Source organism: Lysobacter sp. KIS68-7, from assembly GCF_021284745.1.
In the GTDB taxonomy this organism is placed as follows: Bacteria; Pseudomonadota; Gammaproteobacteria; order Xanthomonadales; family Xanthomonadaceae; genus Noviluteimonas.
Map to the genome: position 1 here is coordinate 494327 of NZ_CP089925.1, position 26186 is coordinate 520512.

Genomic DNA, 26186 nt, shown 5'->3' on the forward strand with positions numbered 1-26186 from the left:
GTCAGTTGGCCTTCGTCTTCGGGGCGGGCGTGGCGACGGCCTGCGCTTTCGCGGCGACGCGGATGAAGTCCACGTATTCCTTGAAGTCCAGGCTTTGGTTCTTGTCCTTGTCGAAGGCCGACAGCATCGGCGCGTTCTTGCCGGCGCGCTGCACGAGCGCGAGCTGTGCGTATTCGCCGGCGTCCAGGCGCCCATCGTGGTTGGCGTCGTGGCGCTGGAATTCGATGCGCAGGCGTTGCACGGCGATCGCTTCGCGCGTGTCGTCGTAACCGTCGCGGAATTCCTGCGGCGACAACACGCCGTTCTTGTCCTTGTCCCACGCGGCGAAGACCGCGTCGGGGTCGACCGGCTGCATGGCCTGCGCCGGACGCGCCGCCGGCTGCGCGGCATTCTGTGCAAAAGCGCTGGATGCCGCGATCAGTGCGATCGAAGCGAAGATGATGCGGGCCTTCATGCCACGACCTCCGGCTGCGTTTCGGGTTCGAACGTGATCAGCTCGCGGATCTCCGCCGTGCGCAATCCGATCATCATCGGATTCACCACGCCGGGCAGGAAGCTGATGTCGAAGATTTCGCTGATGTCGCCTTCGAAGCGGATCCAGTTGAGCACGTCGCCGTTGGCCAGCGACACGATCTGCACGCCGCACCACGGCTCGGCGTCGCGCTTCTTCAGTTCTTCGTCGAGCTGCAGGCCTTCGAAGCGCTGGTTGCGCGGCTTCGACAAGCCCACCGCGGCGACGTTGCCCACGATCGACAAACCACGCAGGAAGCCCGGGAACCACGCCGTCGGCACGAAGGACTTCGTCGCGAAATCCACGTAGCCCAGGTGCCCGGTGCCCGCGTTGAGCACCCACAGCTTGCCGTTGGCCCAGCGCGGCGAATGCGGCATCGACAGGCCTTCGCACACGATCTCGTCGGTGGTGACGTCGATCACCACGCCGCCGCTCATGCGGCGATCGCGCCAGCCATCGACGGCATCGGACTTGCACACCGCGGTGACGTACTTCGGCTGGCCATCGACCATCGCCAGGCCGTTGAGATGGCAACGATCCTCCGGCGCCAGCTTGCTGATGAAGGGCGGCTTCCAGATCGGCTTGAAGCTGTGCGTCTGGCTCAACTCGGCCAGGCAGGAATACTTGGTGTTGACGAACACCACGCGCCCGTCGCTGCGGATGCCGAGCTCGTGGATGTCGAGGTCGCCGATCGTCTGCGCATTGCGCGGGACGTAGCACTTGTCGAACTTGCCGTGGATGGTTTCGTTCGGGCGCAGCACGTTCTCGAAGCGCCACAACTGGTAGAGGCCGCCGAGGTAGATGCGCTGCGCGTTGCCGACGATGCCCATCGCGCGTTCGAAGATGCGTTCGAAGAACGACACGCGGCCTTCGCGATCGCTGCCGACCAGGTACACGCGGCCGGTCTGGTAGGAGGAGATGGCGAGCGAAACGCGATGGGTCGACAACCACGTCGCCAGGCCGCGCGAACAACTCTTGTCGACTTTCAGCTTGGTGAGATCGACCGGCGGCTTCTTCTGCGCCGCACCCTGCCCACCGCCCTGCCCTTCGGCGGGCGCCTGCTCTTGACTGCTCACTGACGTCTCCGGATTCCCCTGCCCTTTTCCGACACTATGGATCGGATCGCGGCTCCGGGGCCAGCGATTTTCGCCGGCATTTTGCTGAACGCGGGCCCGGTGGATGGTCCCTAGGTCACCACCCACCGGACCTGCGCATTACCAGGTGTAGCGAAGCCCGACCTGGCCGCCGATGACGCTGTCGACCGCGCCGCCGTCCATCCAGTTCAGCCCGCCGTACAGGTGCATGCGACCCATGTTCACGTCGGCGCCGAGTTCCAGCAGCGCGCTGGTGCCCTCGATGCTGGTGCCGCCAGTGAAGGTATTGGCGATGGCGAAGTCCGACTCGCCGTCGAACTCGCGGATCGCGCTGAGCGTGCCGTACGGGGTCCAGCTGCCCTTCTCGGTCTTGAAGGTCTGCTGCAGCGACAGGCCGGCGCGGAAGCGCGAGCTCGTCAGGCCGTCGGTGGTGAAGTCGCCGAGGTCGCCGTGCACCGCGTCGATGTTCTGCACCGTCATGCGCGTGTACTGCACCTGCGGCACGAGCTGCAGGCCGCCGCCGGAGGTCCAGACGTTCCAGCCGCCTTCGAAGTTCAGCGCACCGACGTCGCCGCCGATGTTGCGCTGGCCGCCGAAGGACTTCATGTCGGCCTCGAAGTGCATCCAGCGATACGACAGGTCGGCATACATGCCGTTGTCGCCGAGCCAGGTCAGGTAGCCGCCGATCGTGTCGCCGTCGAGGTCGTCCGAACCGATGCCGTTGGACAGCGACTGCTTGCCCTTGGCCGTCGCGAGGCTGCCGCCGATGAAGAAGTGATCGGTGACCAGTCGAGTGAAGCCCGCTTCGATGCCCGTGTTGGTCTGGTCGAAGCCGAAGTTGCCCTGCTGCGGCAGGTTGTCCAGGTGGAAGTCCGGATCGATCGAGCCCTTGTCGCGGAACACGCGCACCCAGGCGCCGACGTCGTTGTCGCCGACCTGCGTGAACACGCCCAGGCGCTGGCGGAACGTGCCCACCTGCGAGGCCATCAGGCTCTGCGCACCCGGGGCGATCGACGCGGCCGTCGTGCCCGTGTCGTTGATGCCGTCGAAGCTCAGGGCCAGCTCGAAGATGTCGGCCTGCGCGTTGTCGGTGCTCAGCCGCTCTACCACGTTGACGCCTAGGTTGAGGAAGTTGTTCGCCGAGAACAGGACGTTGTCGATCGAGAACGTGCCCTTGGTGAACTGGCCCGCCTGCGAGTCGCCCGTGACCATCACCACCGGGATCGCGATGTCGCCGCCGGTCGCCGGCAGGTCGAGCACGTTGACGTTGATCAGCTGGTGGCTGGCATTCAGCACGTTGCCTTCGACGTACAGCATGTCGGAGGTGCCGTGCAGCATGCTGACGTCGACGTTGATCGCACCGTCGCCGGCGAAGTCGCCGCTGACGGTGAGGATGTCGTCCGGCGCGCCGTCGAGGAAGGAGATGGTGCCGTCGTTGACGAAGGCGTTCGGGTTGAGCACGGCGATGGGCGCGTTCACCGCGAACATCTGCGCCGGCTGGGCGAAGGGCGTGACCACGCCGGTGCCCATGTCGATGCTGCTCTCGCCGTCCACCGCGAGCATGCCCGCGTTGTGGAAGCTGTTGCCCGCCGCCGAACTGCTGCCCAGCGAGATCGCGGTGTCGTGCATCACGATCGTGCCGCCGGCTTCGTTGACGATGCTGTCGTCGCCGTCGCCGAAGTCGGTCGAGTGGTCGAGCACCTGCCAGGTGCCGCCGTCGTGGTTGGTGAACACGTCGTCGCCGGCGCCGAGGAGCATCGCGCCGAGGACATTGCCGGTGTTGCCGATGTGTTCGATGCCGGCCCCGCCCACGATGGCGAAGCTGTTTTCCAGCGCGCCGTGGGCGATCAGGCTGCCCGCGTTGTCGACCGTCGAAGTGCCGCTGACCTGCAGGACGAGGGCGGCTGCCACTGCACCCGTCGCGGTGATCTGCCCGCCGTTGTCCACCGACACATCGCCGTCGGCTTCCAACAGCGCACCGAACGCGCTGCCGTCGGAGGTCGCCGAAATGTCGCCGCCGTTGCTCAATTGTGCGCGTCCGAGGGCGGCCACGCCCACGGCAGATTGGGCGGCCGTCGCGAACACATGGCCTGCGTTGTCGAGCGTGAGCGCGCCGTCGGTGCGCGCGACGATGCCGGCGGCGTAGTCGTTGCCCAGCGCGTGCACCGTGCCGCTGTTGCCGACCGCCAGGTCGCCCACGTTCGAGTACGCCGCGATGCCGTAGGCCGAGCCGGTGCCCGGCGTCGTCACGGTGATGTCGCCGCCGTTGTCGACCACCAGGCTCGCCGCGCCGTATGCGTAGATGCCCGACGCGTCTGCGTCGGCACCGGTGACCGAGACGTGCATCGTGCCGCCGCTGCTGACGTTGACGTCGTTGCCGACCGCGTCGATGCCGACGCCCCAGGCGTTGCCGGTGGCCGTGATCGCACCGTCGCCATGCACGTCGACCGTATCGCCCATCGCGAAGATGCCGCGCGCAGTGTTGGTGTCGCTGGTGGCCGTGATGCTGCCGTCGTGCGCCACGGTGATCGTGGGCGCCACCGAATCGTAGAAGCCGCGCGCGTCGATGCCGGTCGCATCGCCGTTCGCCGCGGCGACCGTGATGCCGCCGGTGTTGGACACGCCGAGCGCGCCGTCGTAACCGGAGAGCTGGATGCCGATGGCGGTGTCGTACGCGGTGACGGACATCGTGCCGCCGTTGGTGACGGTGGCGTCGCCCGACATCACGTAGGCCGCGATGCCGATGCCGGTGCCGCTGGCCACGTCGATCGGCTGCGGGGCATTCGCGCCCGCACCGGTCTGCACGACCGTGAGCGTGCCGCCGTTGTCCACGGTGAGCGCGCTGCCCGCCTGGGCGCCGATGCCGACCGCGGTCGCGCCGCCGTGCACGGTGATGTCGCCGCTGCTGGAGACGTCGGCGGTTGCGCCACCCACGTAGATGCCCATCGCGTTGCCATAGTGCGTGGAGACCGCGATGTCGCCCGTGTTGGTCGCGGTGGCGCTGCCGCCGGCCTCCGCGAGCACGCCGACGACGTTGCCGTATTCGTTGCCGCCGACCGTCACGTGGCCGCTGTTGTCGGCCAGCGCGTTGCCGTATTCGGCCGAGGCGCGGATGCCGAAGCCTTCCGCCTGTGCATCGATGCCGATGTCGTTGCCGCTGTGGACGGTCGCATCGCCGTTGTTCGACTGGGCCAGGATGCCCACGCCGTACTTGCCCGCGACCGTGATGTTGCCGCTGCCGTCCACCAGGACGTCGCCGTACTGCGACTGCGCGACGATGCCCGCGCCCTGGATGAAGGCGGAGACCGTGATGTCGCCGTCGTTGGTCACGTGCACGTCGCCGTGCTGCGAGTTCGCCTGGGTGCCGAGGCTGACGAGGCCGTCGCGCACGTCGATCAGGCCGCCGGCCGCGTTGCCGACGATGACGTTGCCATCGGCCTGCGCGATCACGCCGGCCGCCATGCCGTATTTCTGTTCGAAGTTCGCTGCCGCGTGGATGCTGCCGCTGTTCTGCACGTCGACCGTGGCGCCGTCGAAGCTGCCCTGCGCGTAGATGCCGATGGTCTGCGTGGTGCCCGAGACGTCGATGTCGCCGGCATTGGTCACGCCGATGGCGTAGCCGCCCGCGCCGATGCCGATCGCGTTGCCGTTGTACGACGTCGCCGTGATGCTGCCCGTGGCCGTGTTGGACGCGGCGGTGGTCGAGTAGCCGAACGCGTACACGCCGATGGCGGCGCCGTTGTAGGCGAGCGCGTCGACCAGGCCGTCGTTCGCCGCGATCGCTTGGTCGCCGTAGGCATACATGCCGATGGCGTCGCCGTTCAGGCTGGTCGCTTCGATCGAGGCGCAGTTGCAGTTGGTCACCGTCGTCGTGCCGTACGAGTAACCGTACACACCGAAGGCCACGCCACCCGCGGTCGCGTGGATGTCGCCGTCGTTGATGACCTTCGCGCTGTTCGCGCCGTAGGCGAAGATGCCGTTGGCGCGGCCGTTGGCCTGCGCGGTGATGTCGCCGTGGTTGGTCGCGTTGACCGCGTCGCCGGCGGTCGCTTCGATGCCTGCGGCCCAATTGTTGCCGTAGGCGGTGATCGTCCCGGTGGCGTTGTTGTCCACCGCAACGTCGTCGCCGGCACCGGCGAAGATGCCGTCCGCGATGCCGTATTCGCTCGCCGCGTACAACGCACCATTGTTGGTGACGAGCGCATCGACGCCCGCATCGACGGTGATCGCGAAGGCGTTGCCGTACATCGACTGGCCCTGGACCAGGCCCGTGCTTGCGTTGGTGACGGTGGCGGTGCCGACCCGGGCCGAGGCGCGGATGCCGAACACCTCGCCGTAGGACAGGCCCGAGCTTTCGCCGGCATTGGTGACGCTCGTGTCGCCGCCGTTCGAATACGCCAGGATGCCGCCGCCGGCGTAGCCGCCGAAGCCGCGGATGATGCCGGTCGCATCGTTGGTGACGCTCGAGCCCGTGAAGCCGCCCGAGATCACGCCGTAACCGTAGCCGTTGACGGAATGCGCGCTGATCGAACCGCTGTTGTGCACCACGGCCGCGCCGGAATCCGAACGCGACCACCCGCCGTAGGAGCTGGCGCCGCTGTACGTGTTCACGTCGCCGCTGTTGTCGATCGACGCGGTGCCGCCGTAGAGGGTGCGCGCGATCATGCCGCGGTCGAGCGCGCCGCCGAAGGTCTCGATGTCGCCGGTGTTGACGACGTTCGCGTCGCCGTACAGCGAGATGCCCCATGCACCGACCGCGGCGTAGGCGGCGTAGGCGCCCAGCAGGCCGTTGTTGGTGACGTTCGCTTCGCCGGTGTAGGTGATCGCCTGGATGCCCAGGGCCTGGTCGGCGTAGGCGACGGCGATCAGTTCGTGGTTGTTCGTGACCTCCACGTCGTTCCACTTCGTCGCGGCATAGATGCCCGTGGCGCTGTAGGTGCCGATCGCATGGATCACGTAGTCGTTGGTGACCGAGGCCAGGCCGTTGTTGGTCTGCATCGCCACGCCGTAGGCGATGCCGTCGCGCCCTTCGGCATAGGCCAGTATCGCGCCGGTGTTGGCGACGGTCGTGTCGCCGTCGGCCGAGATCACCAGCACGCCATAGGCGCTGCCGCCGCCCTGCGCGCGGACGAAGCCGTTGTTGAAGACGGAGGCTTCCAGGTCCGCGGCGGCGACGATGCCCTGCACGTCCGCATTCGCGCCCATCGCGTAGACCGCGCCATCGTTGGTGACGCTCGCCGTGCCCTGGTAGGCGCGCGCGATGGCTTCGATGCCGCTGGCGAAGACATCGCCGTAGGCGTAGGCCAGCCCTTCGTTGGTCACCGTGGCGGTGCCGCCCTCGCCCGAGTTGCGCGCGAGGATCGCGGAGGCGATGGTGCCCTCGGCGTAGATGGCGCCGCGGTCGTTGTCGACCGACAAGGTGCCCGTGCCTCGCGCGTCGACGCCCGTGGCGTACACGCCGTCCGCATTGATCGTGCCGCTGTTGTGCACGTCGACGTTCGCGCCGTTGGCGAACACGCCGAACGCGGTGCCGTAGCTGCCGCCCGCATGCGCGTCGATCGAGCCGCTGTTGTCGACCGTGAGGTCGCCGCCGAGCGTGAACACGCCCGCCGACAGATAGTTGGAATCGGAGGTCAGCGCACCGGCGTTGGTCAGGTCGACCACGTTGCCGGCGGCGAGGATGCCGGCCGCGTAATCGCCACCGGTGGCCGCATGGATCACGCCATCGACCTGGTTGTCGACGTGCACGTTGTCGCCCGTCGCGTAGATGCCGTACGCCGCGCCGTAGGTCCCGTAGGCGCCGACCGAACCGTCGTTGGCCACGCTCGTGCTCGTACCGCCTTCGGCGTGGATGCCGGTCGCGGTGAGGAAGACGGAGTTGGCCACGATGTCGCCGGTGTTCGTCGCATCGACCTTGTCGCCGAGCGCGAACATGCCGTAGGCGTTGCCCAGGGCCGAAGCCGCGAGGCTGCCGCTGTTGCTTGCGGTCGAGTCGCCACCGCCGAGCGAGCTCGCCACCAGGGCGTAGGCCCAGTAGTTGCCGTTGACGTTGATCGTGCCGCTGTTGTCGGCGGTCGCGTGGCCGTCGCCTGTCGAGATCGCCGACAGGCCGGTCGCGTAATAGGCATCGACCTTCATCGTGCCGTCGTTGGTGGCCGTGGCGTCGCCGCTGCTCGAGAGCGCGTATGCGCCGACGCCAAACCCGAAGCCGGCCGCGCTCACGGTGATGGAACCGGTGTTGTCCACGCTCGCGTTGCCGGCGTCGGCAATGGACCACGCGCCGAGCGCGCGACCGTCGATTCCGGTCGACGTTGCGGAGATGTCGCCCGAATTCGAGATCGCGCTGTCGCCGGTGCCATAGCTGTACAGCGCAATGGCGAGGCCGTTGTCACCCGTGGCCGTCGCGTTGACGATGCCCGTGTTGGCCATCGTCGAGTCGCCGTTGATCGCTTGGAAGTCGGCGCCGATGGCCAAGGTGTAGCCGACGGCATCGAGGTCCCAGCCGTTCGTGACGTCGATCGAATCGCCGACGATCAACAGGCCGATGGCGTAACCATCCGGCGAGTACGCCGAGTAGGAGAAGCCCGGGAACGTGACCCCCGAGACGGGGGAGCCGGGGAAGATGAAGGAACGCCCGATATCGTTCGCCGCGAGCTGCAGGCTCGGATCGGCGAGCGAGGCGTGCAGGTCGAACACGCCTGCAACCACGCTAGTCGGCATGTTCGCGTCGGAGACCGCGGTCAGGTCGACGACGGTCGAGGGAATCTGGTGGTTCGCCAGGTCCGCCAGGGTCGTGCGTTGTGCAGAGAGCAGCGGGGGCGCCGAGGGGGTTTTCGCCTGCGGGGTGCTCGCGAGTGCCGCGCCGGTGCCCGAGAACGCGAGGGCGGCTGCGGAGAGCGTCAGGACACTGCGGATTGCGCGAGAGACGGGCGAAACGTTGTAGCGACGAACCTGTTGCGAGCCGCTACGCGGCGCACGAATGCGATCGTTCTTCAAGTTGTTCCCCTGATTGTTTTACGGCCCGCCCGTTCGCAATTCCCCTGCGGTACGGACGGCCAACCCCTGCGGCCGGGGGGGCTGTCGACCCACCCGTTTGCCGAGTCTATACGCGGAGTGATTCACAACGGAATAGGGACGCGCTACCACCCGGAGCGTGACAGGGTTCATGGAACTGAATGTCCTCACCCCCGGGACCGATCTGCGCGGGCCGACTACACTGCCCGCCATGGAACGCCGCCTGAGCCTGATCGACCGCCTGCTGGCGGATACCCAGAACGCCCTCGGCACCGTCTTCGGCGCCCCGTCGGCCGAGCGCGACAACCCCGCCGGCGACCGCGCGGACGTGGTGCTCGACGACGCCGAACGCCGGCACGCCGCCGGCCTGATGCGCATCAACCATGTCGGCGAGGTCTGCGCGCAGGCGCTGTATGTCGGCCAGGCCGCCGTCGCCCGCGACCCGCAGACCCGCGCCGCGCTTCTCGCCGCCGCCTCGGAAGAAACCGACCACCTGGCCTGGTGCGCCGAGCGCCTGGCCGAACTCGATGCGCGCCCGAGCCTGTTCAACCCGCTCTGGTATGCCGGCAGCTACACCATCGGCGTGCTCGCCGGCCTGCGCGGGGACGGCTGGAACCTGGGCTTCGTGGTGGAAACCGAGCGCCAGGTGGAGGCGCACCTGCACGAGCACCTCGAAAAGCTCCCGGCCGCCGACCTGCGCAGCCGCGCGATCCTGGAGGTCATGAAGGAAGACGAGGCCCGCCACGCCGACAAGGCCGAAGCGCAGGGTGCGCGCGTGCTGCCGCAACCGGTGCCGACCCTGATGGCCGCCGCCTCGAACCTGATGAAGTCGATCGCCTACCGGATCTGAAGGAACCTGGTCACTCGACCAGGTTTCGCCCGTGGTAGAGCTCTTCGATCTCGCGCTTGAGCCGCGCCTCGATCTTCATGCGCTCCTTGAACGACAGGTTCTTCGCCTTCTCCTCGAACAGATAGTTGTCGAGGTCGAATTCCTTCAGGTGCATCTTCGTGTGGAAGATGTTTTCCTGGTAGACGTTCACGTCGAGCATCTCGTACCGCGAACGCACGTTCTTCGCCAGGTAATCCTGGATCGAATTGATCTTGTGGTCGATGTAGTGCTTCTTGCCCTTGATGTCGCGGGTGAAGCCGCGCACGCGGTAGTCCATCACCACGATGTCCGATTCCAGGCTTTCGATCAGGTAGTTCAGGGCCTTCAGCGGGGAGATCACGCCGCAGGTGGCCACGTCGATGTCGGCGCGGAAGGTCGCGATGCCGTTGTCCGGGTGGGTTTCCGGATAGGTGTGCACCGTGATGTGCGACTTGTCCATGTGCGCGACCACCGCTTCGGAGATCACGCCCTTGGCCAGGGCCTTCTCCACGACGGGCTGTTCGCTGATGAGGATCGTGACCGACGCGCCCTGCGGGTCGTAGTCCTGGCGCGCGACGTTGAGGATGTTCGCGCCGATGATCTCCGCCACGTCCGTGAGGATCTGGGTCAGGCGGTCGGCGTTGTATTCCTCGTCGATGTACTCGATGTAGCGCCCGCGCTGCTCTTCGGACACCGCGTAGCACACGTCGTAGATGTTGAACGACAGCGCCTTGGTGAGGTTGTTGAAGCCCTGGAGCTTCAGGCGCGGCAGCGGCTTGACCATCGGTCGGGATCCCATGGGTACGGCGAGGGGGTGCCGTCGAGGGGCGCGATTATGCGGCATGCGGCCCGGCAGGAGCATCGCGCCGCGTGCACGAAGTATTCCGCTGGCTGAGCTTTGGGCCTAAGCTCCGGCTGATCCCCCATCCCCCGAGTCCGACGCCAGCGCCCATGAGCCCATCCCTGACCGCGCACATCACGCCGCTCCGTCGCACCGCCAGCCCGCTTGCGCCGGATAGCCCGACGCTCGAGCGCTTCCTGGCCCAGTGCCACCGCCGCCGATATCCCACGCGCACCGACGTCTTCCGCCCCGGCGATCCGGCCGGCACCCTCTATTACGTGGTCAACGGCTCGGTCAGCATCATCACCGAGGAAGACGACGGCCGTGAATTGGTGCTCGGCTACCTCGGCACCGGCGAGTTCGTCGGCGAGATGGGCCTGTTCATCGAAACCGAGCGGCGGGAAGTCGCGCTGCGCACGCGCACGCCCTGCGAGCTCGCCGAGATCAGCTACGAGCGCCTGTATCAATTGCTGCTCGGCCCGCTGGTGCAGGACGCACCCAAGATCCTCTACATGATCGGCGCCCAGCTTTCGCGCCGGCTGCTGGACACCAGCCGCAAGGCCGGCCGCCTCGCCTTCCTCGACGTCACCGACCGCATCGTGCGCACGCTGCACGACCTGGCCCGCGAGCCCGAGTCGATGAGCCATCCGCAAGGCACCCAGTTGCGCGTCTCCCGCCAGGAGCTCGCGCGCCTGGTCGGCTGCTCGCGCGAAATGGCCGGCCGCGTCCTGAAGAAGCTGGAAGCCGAGGGCAAGCTGCACGCCCGCGGCAAGACCGTCGTCCTCTACGGGACGCGCTGAAATGGGCGGCGCCGTCGCATCCGAAAATTTCATCGGGGTGCGCGGCGTCGAACCGGACGACGCGGCCGCGGTGGCCGCCTTGCTCGACGTCCTCGGCTACCCGTGCACGGAAGCCGAGGCGCGCGAGCGCATCGCCCACTTCCGCGAGGACGCACGCCAGTTCCTGCTGCTGGCGATGTCCAACGGCACGCCCTGCGGCCTGGCCGCGATGAAGCTCAATTACTCGCTCACGCGCGGCGCCGACGTCGCGCGCATCACCGCGCTCGTGGTCTCGCCGGAATCGCACGGCCAGGGCATCGGCCGCCGCTTGCTGCGCGAGGTCGAAACGATCGCCCGCCGCAACGGCGCGATGCGGCTGGAAGTCACCAGCAATCCCTCGCGCACCGGCGCGCACGCCTTCTACCACGCGTGCGGTTACAGCGACGGCTCGCGGCATTTCTACAAACCGCTGGGCGAGTGACCCTCAGTCGCCGCCGCGGTCGGCGCAACCCCAGTTGAGGATCGGCGTCCCCGGCGGCAACACGCGCCGGAACATGTCCACGCGCCCGCGCTTCGGATTCACCACCACCGGCGCGCGCGCGGCGAGCAGCAGCGGCAGGTCGGCGGCGCTGTCGGAATAGGCGACGTCGATCGGACCGTGCCCGGCCGCGCGCACCATCCGCATCTTGTTGTCGTGGTGGCAGTGCTCGCGTGTCACGAGCCCGCCGAGGAACGGACGCGACAGGCTGCCGATCACCGGCAAATCCTGGTGCGCGACGAAATCCAGGATAGCGCGCGCGAGTTCGGGCGGTGCGCCCGTCGCCACCAGCACCTCGTCGCCTGCGTCTCGATGCTTCTGCAGCACGGTCAGCGCCTTCGGCAGCAGGCGCGCGCGGATGTTCGCCGCATCGTCGGTGACGTACTGGTCGATCAGCGCATCGAGGTCGTGCCGCGCATGCGTGCCCAGCGTGCCGATCCACAGGAAGCCGGAAATGCCGAAGCGTCGCGTCGGCAGGAAGGCGACCAGCGGCAGCAGGACCGGTGCGGCGAGGATCGCCGCCACGCTGCGCCACGCACTCCGCTTGAGCAGCCAGCCCACGAGATGGCTGCCGGAGTCGCCGTCGTAAAGCGTGTGGTCGAAGTCGAAGACAACGAGCTTCCCACTCACGCGAACAACTCCCGCAACGCCGTGCCCGGATCGCGCTGGCGCATCAGCGCTTCGCCGACGAGGAAGGCATGCACGCCCGCATCGCGCATCCTGGCGACGTCCGCACGCGTGGAGATCCCGCTTTCCGTCACGAGGATGCGATCGGCTGGCACCGCATCGCGCAGGGCGAGCGTGGTGTCGAGGGAGACATCGAAGGTGCGCAGGTTGCGGTTGTTGATGCCCAGCAGTGGCGCGGGCACTTGCAGCGCGCGCTCGAGTTCGTCCAGGTCGTGCACTTCGACCAGCACGTCCATGCCGAGGTCGAGCGCGAGCACCGTGAGCTCCGCCATGCGGCGGTCATCCAGCGCGGCCACGATGAGCAGGATGCAGTCGGCGCCCAGCGCGCGCGCCTCGTACACCTGGTATGCGTCGATCGTGAAGTCCTTGCGCAACACGGGCAACGCGCAGGCCGCACGTGCCTGTTGCAGGTAGGCGTCGCTGCCCTGGAAATGATCGACGTCGGTGAGCACCGACAGGCACGCGGCGCCGCCGGCTTCGTAGCTGCGCGCGATGGCGGCGGGATCGAAGTCGGCGCGGATCAGGCCCTTCGACGGGCTCGCCTTCTTCACCTCGGCGATCACGGCGGGGAGATCGAGCGCGCGCTTGGCCCGCAGCGCCTGCGCGAAGCCGCGCGCTTCCGCTTGTGCGAGCGCCGCTTCGCGCACCGCTTCCAAGGGTCGTTCGGCGCTGCGCTCGGCGATCTCGACCGTCTTGCGTGCGAGGATGGTGTTCAGCACGTCGCTCATGTCATCCCTTCGTCGGCTTGCCGTACGCGCGTTCCACGCGCGCCACACGCAATTCGAAATGCGCGTACCAATGCTTGCGACCATGCGCGCGCGTTGCGGCGTGCTCGGCCTGGTGTTTCCAACCTGCGATGGCGGCTTCGCTCGCCCAGTACGAAACGGTGATCCCGAATCCATCGGCGCCGCGCACGGTTTCCACACCGAGGTAGCCCGGCTGCTGCGCGGCGAGTTCGACCATGCGGTCGGCGGCGGCGGCGTAACCGGCTTCGTCCTCGCCGTTGCGCAGGGAGGAAAAGATCACCGCGTAGTACGGCGGTTCGGGGAGCGAGGCGAAGGGATTCATGCGGGCATGGAGAGCGTTTGCGTGGCGGCGATGAACTGATCGAGTTTGGCGCGCGCCGCACCCGACGCCAGCGTGCTGCGCGCGAGCGCGATGCCGTCGGCGATCGAATCGGCAAGGCCCGCGACATACAAGGCCGCGCCCGCGTTGAGCGCGACGATCTCGCGCGGCAAACCCGGCGTGTCGTCGAGCGCGGCGAGCAGCATCGCTTTGGATTCCAACGCATCTGCCACGCGCAGGTTGCGCGAGGCGGCCATCGCGATGCCGAAATCCTCCGGATGCACTTCGTATTCGCGCACCACGCCATCGCGCAGCTCGCCGACCAGCGTGGCGGCGCCGAGCGAGATCTCGTCCATGCCGTCGCGACCCCACACCACCAGCGCGCGTTCGGCGCCCAGTTCCTGCAGCACGCGCACCTGGATGCCGACGAGATCCGGATGGAACACGCCCATCAGGATGTTCGGCGCATCGGCCGGGTTCGTGAGCGGCCCGAGGATGTTGAAGATGGTGCGCACGCCCATCTCGCGGCGCACGGGCGAGACGACCTGCATGGCCGGATGGTGCAGCGGCGCGAACATGAAGCCGATGCCGGTGCGTTCGATGCTCGCGGCCACCTGCTCCGGCGCGAGTTCGATGTGCGCACCGAGCGCTTCGAGCACGTCGGCGCTGCCCGACTTCGACGACACGCCGCGCCCGCCATGCTTGGCCACGCGCGCGCCGGCCGCGGCGACGACGAACATCGACGCGGTGGAAATGTTGAACGTATTCGCGCCGTCGCCCCCCGTGCCGACGACGTCGACCAGGTGCGTGCGATCGCGCACTGGCACCTTGCGCGCGAATTCGCGCAGCACCGACGCCGCGCCCGCGATCTCGCCGACGGTCTCCTTCTTCACGCGCAGCCCGGTGAGGAGGGCCGCGGTCATCGTCGGCGACACCTCGCCGCGCATGATGGCGCGCATCAGCTCGACCATCTCGTCGTGGAAGATCTCGCGATGCTCGATCGTCCGTTGCAGCGCTTCCTGCGGCGTGATCGGCATGGTCGTCAGCGTTCCAGGAAGTTGCGCAGCAGCGCGTGGCCGTGCTCGGTCAGGATGGACTCGGGATGGAACTGCACGCCTTCCACCGGATGCTCGCGGTGGCGCAGCCCCATGATCTCTTCGAAGCTGCCGTCGGGATGCTCGGTCCATGCCGTGATCTCGAGGCAATCCGGGAGCGTGTCCTTCGCGACCACGAGCGAGTGGTAACGCGTGGCTTCGTAACCATCCGGCAGGCCGGCGAACACGCCCTGCCCTTCATGCCGGATGCGCGAGGTCTTGCCGTGCATGATCGTCTGCGCGCGCACCACGTCGCCGCCGTAGGCCTGGCCCAGACTCTGCAGGCCGAGGCACACGCCGAACACGGGGATGCGCGGGCCGAGCTCGCGGATGACGTCCAGCGACACGCCCGCGTCGTTCGGCGTGCCGGGACCCGGCGAAATCATGATCCGCTCAGGCGCGAGCCTGTCGATCTCCGCCACCGTGAGCGCATCGTTGCGCACGACCTTCACTTCCGCCCCCAACGTCTGCAGGTACTGCACGAGGTTGAAGGTGAAGCTGTCGTAGTTGTCGATCATCAACAGCATGGAGGAGGGACGAAGCCGCGGGCCGCCTGGGCCCTCCATGATGCCCGTTCGCCGCCCGGGCATCACGTTTCGCTCGCCCGACCGTCCTACCACGCCGCGCCGCGCGCCGGCCTCCCCCGGTTTGGGGGAGGTCCCTGACCAAAGATTCCGCTTCAACTCACCCTTCCAATGGGAGGGGGGAGGTTGCAGTGAGGTCTTTGAACAACACAACAAAAGCGCCGACGCGAATGTCGAAGCGCCTGCTGGGCACGGTGATCGCGGCATCGCTGGCGGCAATGGGGACTGCCGGTGCGGCCGAGATCAAGACCAGCAACCCGGACGTCACCATGCGCTGGGACAACACGCTCCGCTTCAACCTCGCCCAGCGCGTGGAAGGGCAGGACGCGAATATCCTGAATAGCGCGAACTACGACGACGGCGACCGCAATTTCGACAAGGGCCTGGTCTCGGCGCGCTTCGACCTGCTGTCCGAGTTCGACTTCATCTGGAAGGACCGCTACGGCTTCCGCATCAGCGGCGCGGGCTGGTACGACGCGGCCTACGAGGACCTGGACAACAACCACCTGGTCTCGTCCAACCACATCGTGCAGGACCGGCAGGCCCTGGGCCTGTCCCACCAGACCGACAACTACTTCCGCGGTCCGGGCGGCGAAATCCTCGACGCCTTCGCCTTCGCCAAGTTCGACATCGGCGACATGCCGGTCAACGTCAAGGCGGGCCGCCACACCGTGTTCTGGGGCGAAGCGATGCTCAGCCCCGTGCACAGCCTGAGCTACGGCCAGTCGGCGCTCGACCTGGGCAAGCAGTTCTCCGTGCCGGGCACCGAGGCCAAGGAACTGTTCCTCCCGCGCAATGCCGTCTCGATCCAGCTGCAGGCGACGCCCGAGCTGTCCTTCGCGGCGCAGTACTTCCTCGACTGGGAGCAGGCGCGCATCCCCGAAGCCGGTTCGTTCCTCGGCTTCAACGACTACCTGCTGCGCGGTGGCGAGTCCTTCATCTTCGGGCCGGCGGCCGTCACGCCCCGCAATCCCAACGGTGTGAACCTGCTGCGCCGCGGCGCGGACGTCACCCCGGACAAGACGGGCGATTGGGGTGTCAACGCCCGCTGGAGCCCGTCGTGGCTCGACGGCACGATCGGCCTGTACTACCGCGAGACCGCCGACATCCTGCCGCAGGGTTACGCCCTCCCGGCCGTGCGTCCGGGCACGCCGGCCGCCCTGTGCTCCGCGCTGGGCCTGACGCCGCTCGGCGCGACCACCTGCTACATCAATCCGTCGGCTGCCACCGTCCCGCAGATCCTCTCCGGCAACATCGGCCAGTACGGCACCGCCTACGCGGACGGCATCAAGATCTCGGGCCTGAGCCTGTCGAAGAACCTGTGGGGCACCAGCGTCGGCGCGGAAGTGAACTACCGCGAGAACATGCCGCTGCTCAGCGACACGTACAGCGTGTTGCCGGCTTCGCTGGCGCGACTGGCACCCGTCCTGCCGGCCGGCACGCTGTTCGGCATGCCCGAAAGCGGCAATTCCGGCGGCGCGCGCGGCAACACCTGGCACGGCGTGCTCAACACCTTCTCGACGTTCTCCGAGAACAGCGTGTGGGATTCGGCGAACCTGATCGTCGAACTGACCTGGAACCACTGGAGCGACGTCACCCAGAACGCCGGCGTGTTCAAGGGTCGCAGCAACTACACGGTGGTCGGCCCCAACGGCGCGCTCGTGACGCCGCAGGACAAGGTCACCAAGGACTTCTACGGCATCGCGTTCAACTTCACGCCGACGAAGTTCCAGATGTTCCCCGGTGCCGACATCTCGATGCCGATTTCCTTCTCGCGCGGCCTGAGCGGCAACTCCGCCGTGCTGCTGGGCGGCAACGAAGGCGCCGGCAGCTACTCGATCGGCGTGGCGATGGACCTGCAGTCCAAGTACCGCTTCGACCTGAAGTACGTCGACTTCATGGGCGACACCACGCTCAACACGGCCGGCGCCATCAGCTCCAACGCGGGCGCCAATTCCCTGCTGACCGACCGCGGCTTCCTGGCCTTCACCTTCAAGACCACGCTGTAAAGGAAACACACGATGACATTCACGAAAACTCTCCTGGCAGGCGCGCTGCTGACCGTGGTCGGCGCCGCCCATGCCGGCGTCGGAGCCGAGGAAGCCAAGCAGCTCGGCACCACGCTCACGCGCGTGGGCGCAGAACCGGGCGGCAACGCCGCCGGCACGATCCCGGCCTACACCGGTGGCCTCACCACGGCGCCGGCCGGTTTCAAGGCAGGCAGCGGCATCCGCGTCGATCCGTTCGCGAAGGAAAAGCCGCGCCTGGTGATCACGGGCAGCAACATGGCGCAGTACGCAGGCCAGCTGACCGTGGGCACGCAGGCGCTGCTGAAGAAGTACCCCGATTACAAGATCGAGGTCTATCCGACGCACCGCACCGTCGCCCTGCCCGATCGCGTGCTGGACAACACGCTCGCCAATGCGACGCGCGCCACCACCAGCAACGGCGGCCTGGGCATTTCCGGCGCCATCGGCGGTTATCCGTTCCCGATCCCGAAGACCGGCTTCGAAGCGATGTGGAACCACCTGCTGCGCTACGTCGGCGTGGCGAGCACCTTCAAGTACGACAACTGGAACGTGGACGCCTCCGGCACGCCGGCGCTGGCCACCAGCGGCAAGCTGTTCGTCGAGTACCCGTACTACGACCCGAAGAACACGCAGCCCGCGCAGGAAACCGACGTCTACTTCCGCACCAAGATCTTCTACAACGCCCCGGCGCGCCGCGCCGGCGAAGCGTTGATGGCGGTGGACGTGGTCAACCCGCTCAAGCGTCCGCGCCGCGCGTGGTTGTACCTGCCGGGCCAGCGTCGCGTGAAGCTCGCGCCGGACATCTCGTACGACACGCCGAACCCCGGTACCGCCGGTTCGGCGACGTACGACGATGCGTGGTTGTTCAACGGCGCGATGGACCGGTACGACTTCAAGCTCGTGGGCAAGAAGGAAATGCTGGTCCCGTACAACGACTATGCGCTGACCTACCACAACAAGGCCGCGGACGTGACGAAGCCGCACTTCGTCAACCCCGACCTCGTGCGTTGGGAACTGCACCGCGTGTGGGTGGTGGAAGCCACGCTCAAGCCGGGCAAGCGCCACATCTACCACAAGCGCACGTTCTATCTCGACGAAGACAGCTGGACCGCCCTGGCCGCCGACCAGTACGACGCCAACGGCAAGCTGTACCGCGCTTCCTTCGCGCACATGTCGCCGAGCTACGACACGAAGACGCCCAACGCCGAAACGCAGGTGTTCTACGACCTGACCTCGGGCGTCTACAACATCAGCTTCCTCATGGGTCCGTACGAAGGGATCCATTACAGCGATCCCATGCCGGCGAAGGAATGGTCGCCGGATGCGCTGGCGGGTGCCGGCATCCGCTGAAGCTGATCGCAACGCGCTAGACGTTCACGGCCTGCGGCGGCCATGCGCCGCCGCAGGCTCTCTTGCTCAAGAAGTCCTCCCATGCACACCCCCGCATTCCGACTGGCCGCACTGGCTGGCCTTGCGACCCTGCTGGTCGCCTCCATCGCGCCCGCGCACGGCTTCGTCGACGTCCTCGATCAACCTGCCGCCACCAGCGCGCTCGCATCGCAACGCTTGCTGCTCGCCACCGCAGTGGCAGGCAAGCGCCTGGTCGCCGCCGGTGCGCGCGGCCACATCATTTTTTCCGACGATCTCGGCCGGTCCTGGCAGCAGGCGAAAGTGCCCGTCAGCGCCGACCTGACTGCGCTGCATTTCGTCGATGCGAAGTCGGGCTGGGCCGTCGGCCATGAAGGCGTCGTGCTGCACACGCGCGACGGCGGTGCCACCTGGACGCTCCAGCTCGATGGCCGACGCGCCAACAAGCTCGTCCTGGATCGCGTGCAACACCTGCCCGCCGGGACCGATCCCACCGTCCTCGAAGCGCTGAAGTCCGAAGCCGATCGCGCGATGAGCGACGGCCCGAGCCGGCCGTTCCTCGATGTGTGGTTCGCCAATGCGCGCGAAGGCTACGTCGTCGGCGCCTACAACCTGATCTTCCACACGCGCGACGGCGGCGAGAGCTGGGAACCCTGGGTGGATCGCACCGAGAACCCGCGCTTCTACCACCTGTATGGCATCCGCGGCGGCAGCGACGGCGTGTACGTCGCCGGCGAGCTAGGCCTGATGCTGCACCTGGATCCCGCCACCGGCCGCTTCGCCGCGGTGCAGACGCCGTACGAGGGCAGCTACTTCGGCCTGCTCACCAAGCCCGGCCTCGTGCTCGCCTACGGCATGCGCGGCACGGCGTACCGCTCGCGCGACGGCGGCGCGCATTGGGAGCAGGTGGACACCGGCATCACCGCTTCGATCACCGGCAGCCAGGTGTTGCCGGACGGCCGCCTGCTGCTCTGTTCGCAGGCAGGCGATGTGCTGGTGAGCGATGACGACGGCGTGCACTTCCGCCGCGTCGCGACCAAACAACCGATGCCGTACACCGGCCTCGCCGTCGAAGGCGACGTGCTGGTCCTCAGCGGCCTGCGCGGCGTGCGCGTCGAATCGATCCGTCTTCCGAGGTAATGCGCTTGAACACGTCCCCTCCCCGGCTCGACGAGATGCCGGTCGTCCGCTCGATCGAGGACTTCGATCACCGCTCCGGCCACGTGTTCGAGCGCGCGATCTTCAACAACCGGCTGTGGATCGTCCTCGCCTGTGCGCTGCTGACACTGCTGCTTGGCTTCCAGGCCACGAAGCTGTCGGTCAACGCCGGCTTCGAGAAGATGATCCCTCACGGCCACCCATATATCCGGAACTACCTGGAAAGCCGTGACAGTTTGCGCGGTTTGGGCAACTCCGTCCGTGTGGTCGTGGAAAACACGCAGGGCGACATCTTCGACCCGCAGTACCTGGAGACGCTGAAGCAGGTCAACGACGAGTTGTTCCTGATGCCCGACGTCGACCGCGCGTGGATGAAGTCGATCTGGACGCCCGCGGTGCGCTGGAGCGAGGTGAACGAGGAGGGTTTCGTCGGCGGGCCGGTGATGCCCGACAACTACGACGGCACGCCGGACTCCGTGGATGCGCTCAAGCTCAACATCCGCCGCGCCAACATCGTGGGCAACCTCGTCGCCAACGACTTCCGTTCCAGCATGGTGTTCGTGCCCCTGCTCGACAAGAACGCCGACACCGGCAAGCCGCTCGACTACCACGCGTTCTCGAAGATGCTCGAGCAACGCGTGCGCGCCAAGTACGAAACCGCCGGCCACGGAAAGATCAAGATCCACGTGATCGGCTTCGCGAAGCTGGCGGGCGACCTGATCTCCGGCCTCGTAAAGGTCGCGAGCTTCTTCCTCGGCGCTGCGATCATCGCCGGGCTGATCATCTTCTGGTACACGCGCTGCGTGCGCAGCACGGTGCTGGTGGTCGCGTGCTCGATCGTCGCCGTGGCCTGGCAGCTCGGCCTCGTGCGCCTGCTCGGCTTCGACCTGGATCCGTTCTCCGTGCTCGTGCCGTTCCTGATCTTCGCGATCGGCGTGAGCCATGGCGCGCAGAAGATGAACGGCATCATGCAGGACATCGCGCGCGGCACGCATCGCCTCGTCGCGGCGCGCTACACGTTCCGTCGTCTGTTCCTCGCCGGCCTCACCGCGCTGCTCGCGGACGTGGTCGGGTTCGCCGTGCTCATGTCGATCGACATCCCGGTGATCAAGGAACTCGCGCTCACCGCCAGCATCGGTGTCGGCGTGCTGGTGTTCACCAACCTCATCCTGTTGCCGGTGTTGCTGTCCTACGTCGGCGTCAGCCCGAAGGCGGCCGCGCGCAGCCTGCGCGAAGACGACGAACAGGCGCAGGGTCGCGGACTCGGCAAGTTGTGGAACGTGCTGGATCGCTTCACCGAGCGCCGCTGGGCCACAGCCGCGATCGCCTGCGCGGTGGTGCTTGCCGTCGGCGGCCTGTGGGTCAGTCGCGGCCTGCAGGTCGGCGACCTCGATCCGGGCGCGCCGGAGCTGCGCAAGGATTCGGTGTACAACCAGGACAACGGCTACATCACGAAGAACTACGCGCTGTCGAGCGATCTGTTCGCCGTGATCGTGCGGACGAAGAAGGACGCCTGCCTCAACTACCGCACGCTCGTACAGGCCGATCGCCTGGGCTGGGCCTTGCAGCAGGATCCCTCGGTGCAGGCGACGGTCTCCCTCGCCGATGCCGTGCGCAACATCACCGCCGGTTCGTTCGAAGGCAATCCGAAGTGGATGACGATCAACCGCAACCAGGACGTCATCAACTACTCGGGCCAGCAGGCCACGGTGCTCAATCCCGATCTGTTCAACACCGAGTGCTCGGTGCTGCCCGTGATCGCGTTCCTGTCCGACCACAAGGCCGAATCGCTCAAGCGCGTGAGCGCCATCGCGGAGGATTTCGCCGCGCGCAACAACGACAAGGACGTGACGTTCAAGCTGGCCGCCGGTTCGGCGGGCATCGAGGCGGCGACCAACCAGGTCGTCAGTCGCGCCAGCCGTTCGATGTTGCTGTACGTGTACGGTGCGGTGGCGCTGCTGTGCTTCGTCGCCTTCCGCAGCTGGCGCGCGGTGATCGTCGCGGTGCTGCCGCTGGTGCTCACCTCGATCCTGTGCGAAGCGCTGATGGTCGGGCTCGGCATCGGCGTCAAGGTCGCCACGCTGCCCGTCATCGCGCTCGGCGCCGGCATCGGCGTGGACTACGCGCTGTACCTGCTCAGCGTGCAGCTGCGCAAACAGCGCGACGGCCTGCCGCTCGCCGCCGCCTATCGCAGCGCCGTGATGTTCACCGGCAAGGTCGTGGCGCTGGTGGGCATCACGTTGGCCGCGGGCGTCATCACGTGGGCGTTCTCGCCCATCAAGTTCCAGGCCGACATGGGCATCCTGCTGACCTTCATGTTCGTCTGGAACATGATCGGCGCCCTGGTCCTCATTCCCGCGCTCTCGCATTTCCTGCTGCGCAAGGTGGAGGCCTGACATGCTCGGACTGATGCAGGAACACAAGCTGCTGGTGTCCTCGCTGATCGAACATGCGGCGAGCTGCCACCCGGGTGCGGAGATCGTCTCGCGCACCGTCGAAGGCCCGATCCATCGCAGCACCTACGGCCAGGTCCGTCGCCGCGCGCAACGCCTCGCCAATGCGTTGGAGGCCCTGGGCGTGCAACGCGGCGAACGCGTCGCCACGCTGGCCTGGAACGGTTACCGGCACATGGAGTTGTATTTCGCCGTGTCGGGCATGGGCGCCGTGCTGCACACGGTCAACCCGCGCCTGTTCCCGGAGCAGCTCGAATACATCATCGGGCACGCCGAAGACGCGGTGCTGTGCTTCGACCTGGGCTTCCTCCCGCTGGTGGAAAGCCTGGCGCCGCGCCTGTCGAGCGTGCGCGCCTTCGTGGTGATGACGGATCGCGCGCACATGCCCGCGTCGTCCCTCCCCGATCTGCTGTGTTACGAAGACCTGCTCGCAGCGCAATCCGACGACTACGCCTGGCCCGACCTGGACGAAGGCACGGCCGCGTCGCTGTGCTACACCTCGGGCACCACCGGCATGCCCAAGGGCGTGTTGTATTCGCACCGTTCGACCGTGTTGCATGCCCTGGGCGCGTGCACGGTCGACAACCTGGCGCTCTCGCGCGACGAAACCGCATTGCTCGTCGTGCCGATGTTCCATGTCAACGCCTGGAGCATGCCGTACGCCGGCGCCATGAGCGGTGCCAAGCTCGTGCTGCCCGGGCCTGCGCTGGATGGTGCGAGCGTGTACCAGCTGCTGCGGGACGAAGGCGTCACGCTGGCATTGGGCGTGCCGACGGTGTGGATGATGTTGCTGCAGCACGCCGCGTCCAATGGACTGGCGCCGTCCGTCGAACTGGCGCTGCGTCGCGTCGTGATCGGCGGCGCCGCCGTACCGCACACGATGATCGAGTCGTTCGAACGCGATTTCGGTGCTTCGGTCGTGCACGCATGGGGCATGACCGAAACCTCGCCCGTGGGCACCGTGTGCAACCTGTTGGCCAAGCACCGCGCGCTCCCGCTGGAACAGCGCTTGCCGGCGCAGGCGAAGCAAGGGCGCGCGGTCTTCGGCGTCAGCCTGAAGCTCACCGACGACACGGGTCGCCGCCTGCCGCACGACGGCGAGGCCGCCGGTCACCTGAAGATCCGCGGACCGTGGGTCGCGCGTGCGTACTACCGCGAGGAAGACGCACCGATACTCGACGAGGAGGGCTACTTCGATACCGGGGACGTGGCCACCATCGATGCCGATGGCTACATGCAGATCACCGACCGCTCGAAGGACGTGATCAAGTCAGGCGGCGAATGGATCTCCTCCATCGCGCTGGAGAACGTCGCGATGGGCCATCCGCTGGTCGCCGAAGCCGCCGTCATCGGCATCGCGCATCCGAAATGGCAGGAACGCCCGTTGCTGGTCGTCATCACCAAGCCGGGCCAGGTGCTGGAGCGGGAGACCGTGCTGCGTTATCTCGATGGTCGCGTCGCGAAATGGTGGCTGCCCGACGATGTGGTGTTCGTGGCGCAACTGCCGCACACCGCGACCGGCAAGCTGCACAAGGCCAGGCTGCGCGAACAGTTCCGCGACTATCGATTCCCGGACGGATGAAGCGCGTCGAGCCTGGCGATCAGTTCCAGGGACCGTGACCACACGCCAAACCCCGCCGCCGGATTGAGATGGCCGACGGGGCCGAGGTCTTCCAGCACGCTGCCCCATGCGTTCGCGAGCGTCTGCGCGCGATCGAACGCACAGAGCGGATCGTTTGTGCTCGCCGCGAGGATGCTCGGAAACGGAAGCGGCGTGCGCGGGATCGGCAGCCAGCCGTGTTCGCGCAGGACGTCGGTCGTCGGATAGGCCGGCGGGAACGGGGACTCGACGTCCGCGGGCGTCGCGAGCAACGCGCCCTTGATCGGACGCCGTGACTGCAGCGCCCAGTGCGCCACCATCATCACGCCCGCACTGTGCGCGACGAAGAGGATCGGGCCCTCGATCGCACGCACCGCGCAGTCCAGGGCTTCAACGCGTGCGGCACGACTGAGCTTGTCCGTTTCCAGCGGCGGAACGGTGTGCACCTTCGACAGCTTGGCCGCCAGCAACGTCTGCCAGTGATCGGGCACGTGCTCGCGCAGGCCGGGAACGATGAGGACGGTGGCGTCGGTGATCATGCGGCGGCCTTGTGCATCGCCATCAGCAGGAGTCCGGGATCCTGCGCACCGGACACGGTCACTTGGCCGTTGAATGCGTAATGCGGTACGCCCGCGACCCCGGGCGGCGAGGAAGCACCAGCCGGCGTCGTGTCGTCACGCAGCACGGCGGGCACGCCGACCTCGGCGGCCAGCGTCCATAGCGTCGCGGCATCGCCGATATCTTCGCCCCGCTGGAAATACGCGGCAAACAGGCGCTCGAGCAACGCGTCGTACAGGGCCGGTTGGCGCAGGGATTCCACGCGGCGCAGCAATCGATGCGCACGCGCCGTGTTGGGCATGCGCCGGATCCGCGCGAAGTCGAGCGACAGGCCGACACGATGCGCGGCCGCGACGACTTGTTGCTGCCGCTGCTGCACCGCATCGGCGGAACCGAGTCGGCGCTGGTAGAACTCGGCGAAGGGCAGCCCCTGCTCCGGCACGTCGGGCAGCAACTGCATGGGATGCCACACCGACTCCACCGCGATGGCCGGCGCTTGTTCCGCGAATCGGCGCAAGGCCTCGGCGAGCTGGCGTTTACCGATGAAACACCAGGGACAGATCAGGTCGAAGTGGATGCCGATCGCGAGCCGGGCGGGATTGCGCGCTCCGCCATCGCTCACGTCGTGGCCTCCACGCCCACGCCAAACGTCTGCAGCGGACGCCCCACTTGCTGGACGTCGGCGAGGTAATGGCGCTTGGCGAAGAAGAACACCGATGCCGCAACCACGCTGATCAAAGGCACCAGCTGGAACGCAACCGACAGCCCGAACGCATCCGCGAGCACGCCGGTGACCAGCGGCCCCGCCGCGAGGCCGAGCAGATTGTTGACCAGGGTCAGCATCGCGAACGCGGTGCCGTGGATCGGCGTCGGCGTGAGGTTGGCGACCATCGCACCGGCCGGGCCACTCGTGCCGGCGGCCATGAACATCCCCAACGCGACCATCACCAACTGCAGCGTCCCGTGCGGCAGCGCGAACGCCAGCGACAGCAACACACAGCAGGACACGCTGCAGGCGATGGCCAGGCTGAACTTGCGCGACGGTGCATTGCGGCACAGGCGGTCGCTGAGCATGCCGCAGGCGACCATGCCCACGCCGCTCACCAGCACGATCATGGCCGACACCGCGCCTGCAGCATCCGTGGCCATCGCGTAGTAGCGATTGAGGTAACTCGGCATCCACACGATGACGGTGCCGCCGACGAACAACTGCAGACCGCTGCCGATGTACGCACCGATCACCGAGCGCGAGTTGACCAGGCTGCGCAAGGGAACGCGCGCCGCTGGCGTGGTCGTCGCGCGCGGTGCATCGGACGGTGCGATGCGCTTCTCGCGGACGATGATCGGATACAGCACCGCCAGCACGAGGCCGAACAACGCCATCGCCGCGAAGGCCCATCGCCAGCCAAGGTGCGCGGCCACGGTGCCGCCCAAGGCCATGCCGAGCACGGAACCGAACATGCCGCCGGCCATGAACGCACCGGTCAGCGTGGCCCGCATGTGCTTGGGGAACACCGACAACACCACCGCGACGCCGACGCTGCCGTACGCCGCTTCACCGACGCCGACGAAGAAGCGCGCCACCAGCAACTGCGGATACGCCTGCGCGAGCCCGCAGGCCAGCGTCGCCAGGCTCCAGACGATCGCCATCAGCGTCAGGCTCCTGACGCGCCCGAAGCGATCGGCGAGCAGCGACAAGGGGAACGTCAGCACGCCTACCATCAAGGCCACGATGCCGCTCAGCAATCCGAGCCGTGCATCGGACAACGCCCACTCGTGCTTGAGCAGCGGGAAGACGGCATTGAGCACCTGCCGCGACATGTAGTCCGACAACAGCAGGCCGAAGCTCAGCGCGAACACGACCCAGGCATAGCGGCGCGGAATGCGTGCGCCGGGATCGTCGTTGCCAGCGTCGGGAATGGAGTAGTGGGCCATGGGGTGCGA

At 67.3% G+C, this 26186-nt stretch carries 20 protein-coding genes; 8 read left to right on the top strand and 12 right to left on the bottom strand.

What is annotated here, in order from left to right; genetic code table 11:
• Position 1 precedes the first annotated feature (1 nt).
• From LVB87_RS02370 to LVB87_RS02380, 3 genes are all read right to left on the bottom strand, one after another.
• Positions 2-454, bottom strand: coding sequence for an EF-hand domain-containing protein (locus LVB87_RS02370; RefSeq protein WP_232899318.1), 453 nt, complete (start codon positions 452-454; stop codon positions 2-4).
• Positions 451-1587 (bottom strand): TIGR03032 family protein, encoded by a 1137-nt coding sequence (locus LVB87_RS02375; RefSeq protein ID WP_232899319.1) that lies wholly within the window; start codon positions 1585-1587, stop codon positions 451-453. Before LVB87_RS02375 ends, LVB87_RS02370 begins: the two co-directional genes overlap by 4 nt.
• 138 nt (positions 1588-1725) lie before the next feature.
• Positions 1726-8601, bottom strand: coding sequence for a hypothetical protein (locus LVB87_RS02380; RefSeq protein ID WP_232899320.1), 6876 nt, complete (start codon positions 8599-8601; stop codon positions 1726-1728).
• Positions 8602-8830: 229 nt separating this feature from the next.
• Between LVB87_RS02380 and coq7 the strand changes: the two genes are divergently transcribed.
• Positions 8831-9469: a 2-polyprenyl-3-methyl-6-methoxy-1,4-benzoquinone monooxygenase gene (gene coq7 / locus LVB87_RS02385; protein WP_232899321.1), complete on the top strand. Its 639-nt coding sequence runs from the start codon at positions 8831-8833 to the stop codon at positions 9467-9469.
• 10 nt (positions 9470-9479) lie between these two features.
• Here coq7 and speD read toward each other — a convergent pair whose 3' ends face one another.
• Positions 9480-10271 (bottom strand): adenosylmethionine decarboxylase, encoded by a 792-nt coding sequence (speD, locus tag LVB87_RS02390; protein ID WP_232899322.1) that lies wholly within the window; start codon positions 10269-10271, stop codon positions 9480-9482.
• A 167-nt stretch (positions 10272-10438) separates the two neighbouring features.
• Here speD and crp point away from each other — a divergent pair, with 167 nt between their 5' ends.
• A complete protein-coding gene (crp, locus tag LVB87_RS02395) occupies positions 10439-11128 on the top strand; it encodes a cAMP-activated global transcriptional regulator CRP (protein WP_232899323.1) in 690 nt (229 codons plus the stop codon).
• A gap of 1 nt (position 11129) precedes the next feature.
• Positions 11130-11588: a GNAT family N-acetyltransferase gene (locus LVB87_RS02400; RefSeq protein ID WP_232899324.1), complete on the top strand. Its 459-nt coding sequence runs from the start codon at positions 11130-11132 to the stop codon at positions 11586-11588.
• Positions 11589-11591: 3 nt separating this feature from the next.
• On the opposite strand, the gene LVB87_RS02405 is transcribed toward LVB87_RS02400, so the two are convergent.
• Genes LVB87_RS02405 through LVB87_RS02425 form a run of 5 tightly spaced genes read right to left on the bottom strand, consistent with a single transcriptional unit; the run spans position 11592 to position 15018 of the window.
• The gene (locus LVB87_RS02405) at positions 11592-12275 is read right to left on the bottom strand and encodes a haloacid dehalogenase-like hydrolase (RefSeq protein ID WP_232899325.1); all 684 of its coding nucleotides are present in this window, start codon (positions 12273-12275) and stop codon (positions 11592-11594) included.
• On the bottom strand, positions 12272-13060 hold the full coding sequence (trpC, locus tag LVB87_RS02410; RefSeq protein WP_232899326.1) for an indole-3-glycerol phosphate synthase TrpC: 789 nt from the start codon (positions 13058-13060) through the stop codon (positions 12272-12274). The genes LVB87_RS02405 and trpC overlap by 4 nt, the downstream gene beginning before the upstream one ends.
• Before the next feature lies 1 nt (position 13061).
• Positions 13062-13400 carry an antibiotic biosynthesis monooxygenase gene (locus LVB87_RS02415; RefSeq protein WP_232899327.1) on the bottom strand — a complete coding sequence of 113 codons (339 nt, stop codon included), beginning with the start codon at positions 13398-13400 and terminating at the stop codon, positions 13062-13064.
• Positions 13397-14434 carry an anthranilate phosphoribosyltransferase gene (gene trpD, locus LVB87_RS02420; protein ID WP_232899328.1) on the bottom strand — a complete coding sequence of 346 codons (1038 nt, stop codon included), beginning with the start codon at positions 14432-14434 and terminating at the stop codon, positions 13397-13399. The genes LVB87_RS02415 and trpD overlap by 4 nt, the downstream gene beginning before the upstream one ends.
• Positions 14435-14439: 5 nt before the next feature.
• Positions 14440-15018: an aminodeoxychorismate/anthranilate synthase component II gene (locus LVB87_RS02425; RefSeq protein WP_232899329.1), complete on the bottom strand. Its 579-nt coding sequence runs from the start codon at positions 15016-15018 to the stop codon at positions 14440-14442.
• Between the two features lie 227 nt (positions 15019-15245).
• On the opposite strand from LVB87_RS02425, the gene LVB87_RS02430 reads away from it, so the two are divergent.
• From LVB87_RS02430 to LVB87_RS02450, 5 genes are all read left to right on the top strand, one after another.
• Positions 15246-17084 (top strand): DUF1302 domain-containing protein, encoded by a 1839-nt coding sequence (locus LVB87_RS02430; RefSeq protein WP_232899330.1) that lies wholly within the window; start codon positions 15246-15248, stop codon positions 17082-17084.
• 12 nt (positions 17085-17096) lie between these two features.
• Entirely contained in the window at positions 17097-18455 is a 1359-nt protein-coding gene (locus LVB87_RS02435) for a DUF1329 domain-containing protein (protein WP_232899331.1), read from the top strand.
• An 81-nt stretch (positions 18456-18536) separates the two neighbouring features.
• Positions 18537-19613, top strand: a complete 1077-nt coding sequence (locus LVB87_RS02440; protein ID WP_232899332.1) for a YCF48-related protein — start codon at positions 18537-18539, stop codon at positions 19611-19613.
• 5 nt (positions 19614-19618) lie between these two features.
• Positions 19619-22027 carry an MMPL family transporter gene (locus tag LVB87_RS02445; RefSeq protein WP_232899333.1) on the top strand — a complete coding sequence of 803 codons (2409 nt, stop codon included), beginning with the start codon at positions 19619-19621 and terminating at the stop codon, positions 22025-22027.
• A gap of 1 nt (position 22028) precedes the next feature.
• On the top strand, positions 22029-23666 hold the full coding sequence (locus tag LVB87_RS02450) for a 3-(methylthio)propionyl-CoA ligase (RefSeq protein ID WP_232899334.1): 1638 nt from the start codon (positions 22029-22031) through the stop codon (positions 23664-23666).
• On the opposite strand, the gene LVB87_RS02455 is transcribed toward LVB87_RS02450, so the two are convergent.
• The 3 genes from LVB87_RS02455 to LVB87_RS02465 are packed head-to-tail and all read right to left on the bottom strand — an operon-like array spanning position 23645 to position 26177.
• The gene (locus LVB87_RS02455; RefSeq protein WP_232899335.1) at positions 23645-24223 is read right to left on the bottom strand and encodes an alpha/beta hydrolase; all 579 of its coding nucleotides are present in this window, start codon (positions 24221-24223) and stop codon (positions 23645-23647) included. The two genes, LVB87_RS02450 and LVB87_RS02455, sit on opposite strands and share 22 nt — an antisense overlap.
• Positions 24220-24864, bottom strand: coding sequence for a DsbA family oxidoreductase (locus LVB87_RS02460; protein ID WP_232899336.1), 645 nt, complete (start codon positions 24862-24864; stop codon positions 24220-24222). Before LVB87_RS02460 ends, LVB87_RS02455 begins: the two co-directional genes overlap by 4 nt.
• Entirely contained in the window at positions 24861-26177 is a 1317-nt protein-coding gene (locus LVB87_RS02465) for an MFS transporter (RefSeq protein ID WP_232899337.1), read from the bottom strand. The genes LVB87_RS02460 and LVB87_RS02465 overlap by 4 nt, the downstream gene beginning before the upstream one ends.
• Positions 26178-26186 lie beyond the last annotated feature (9 nt).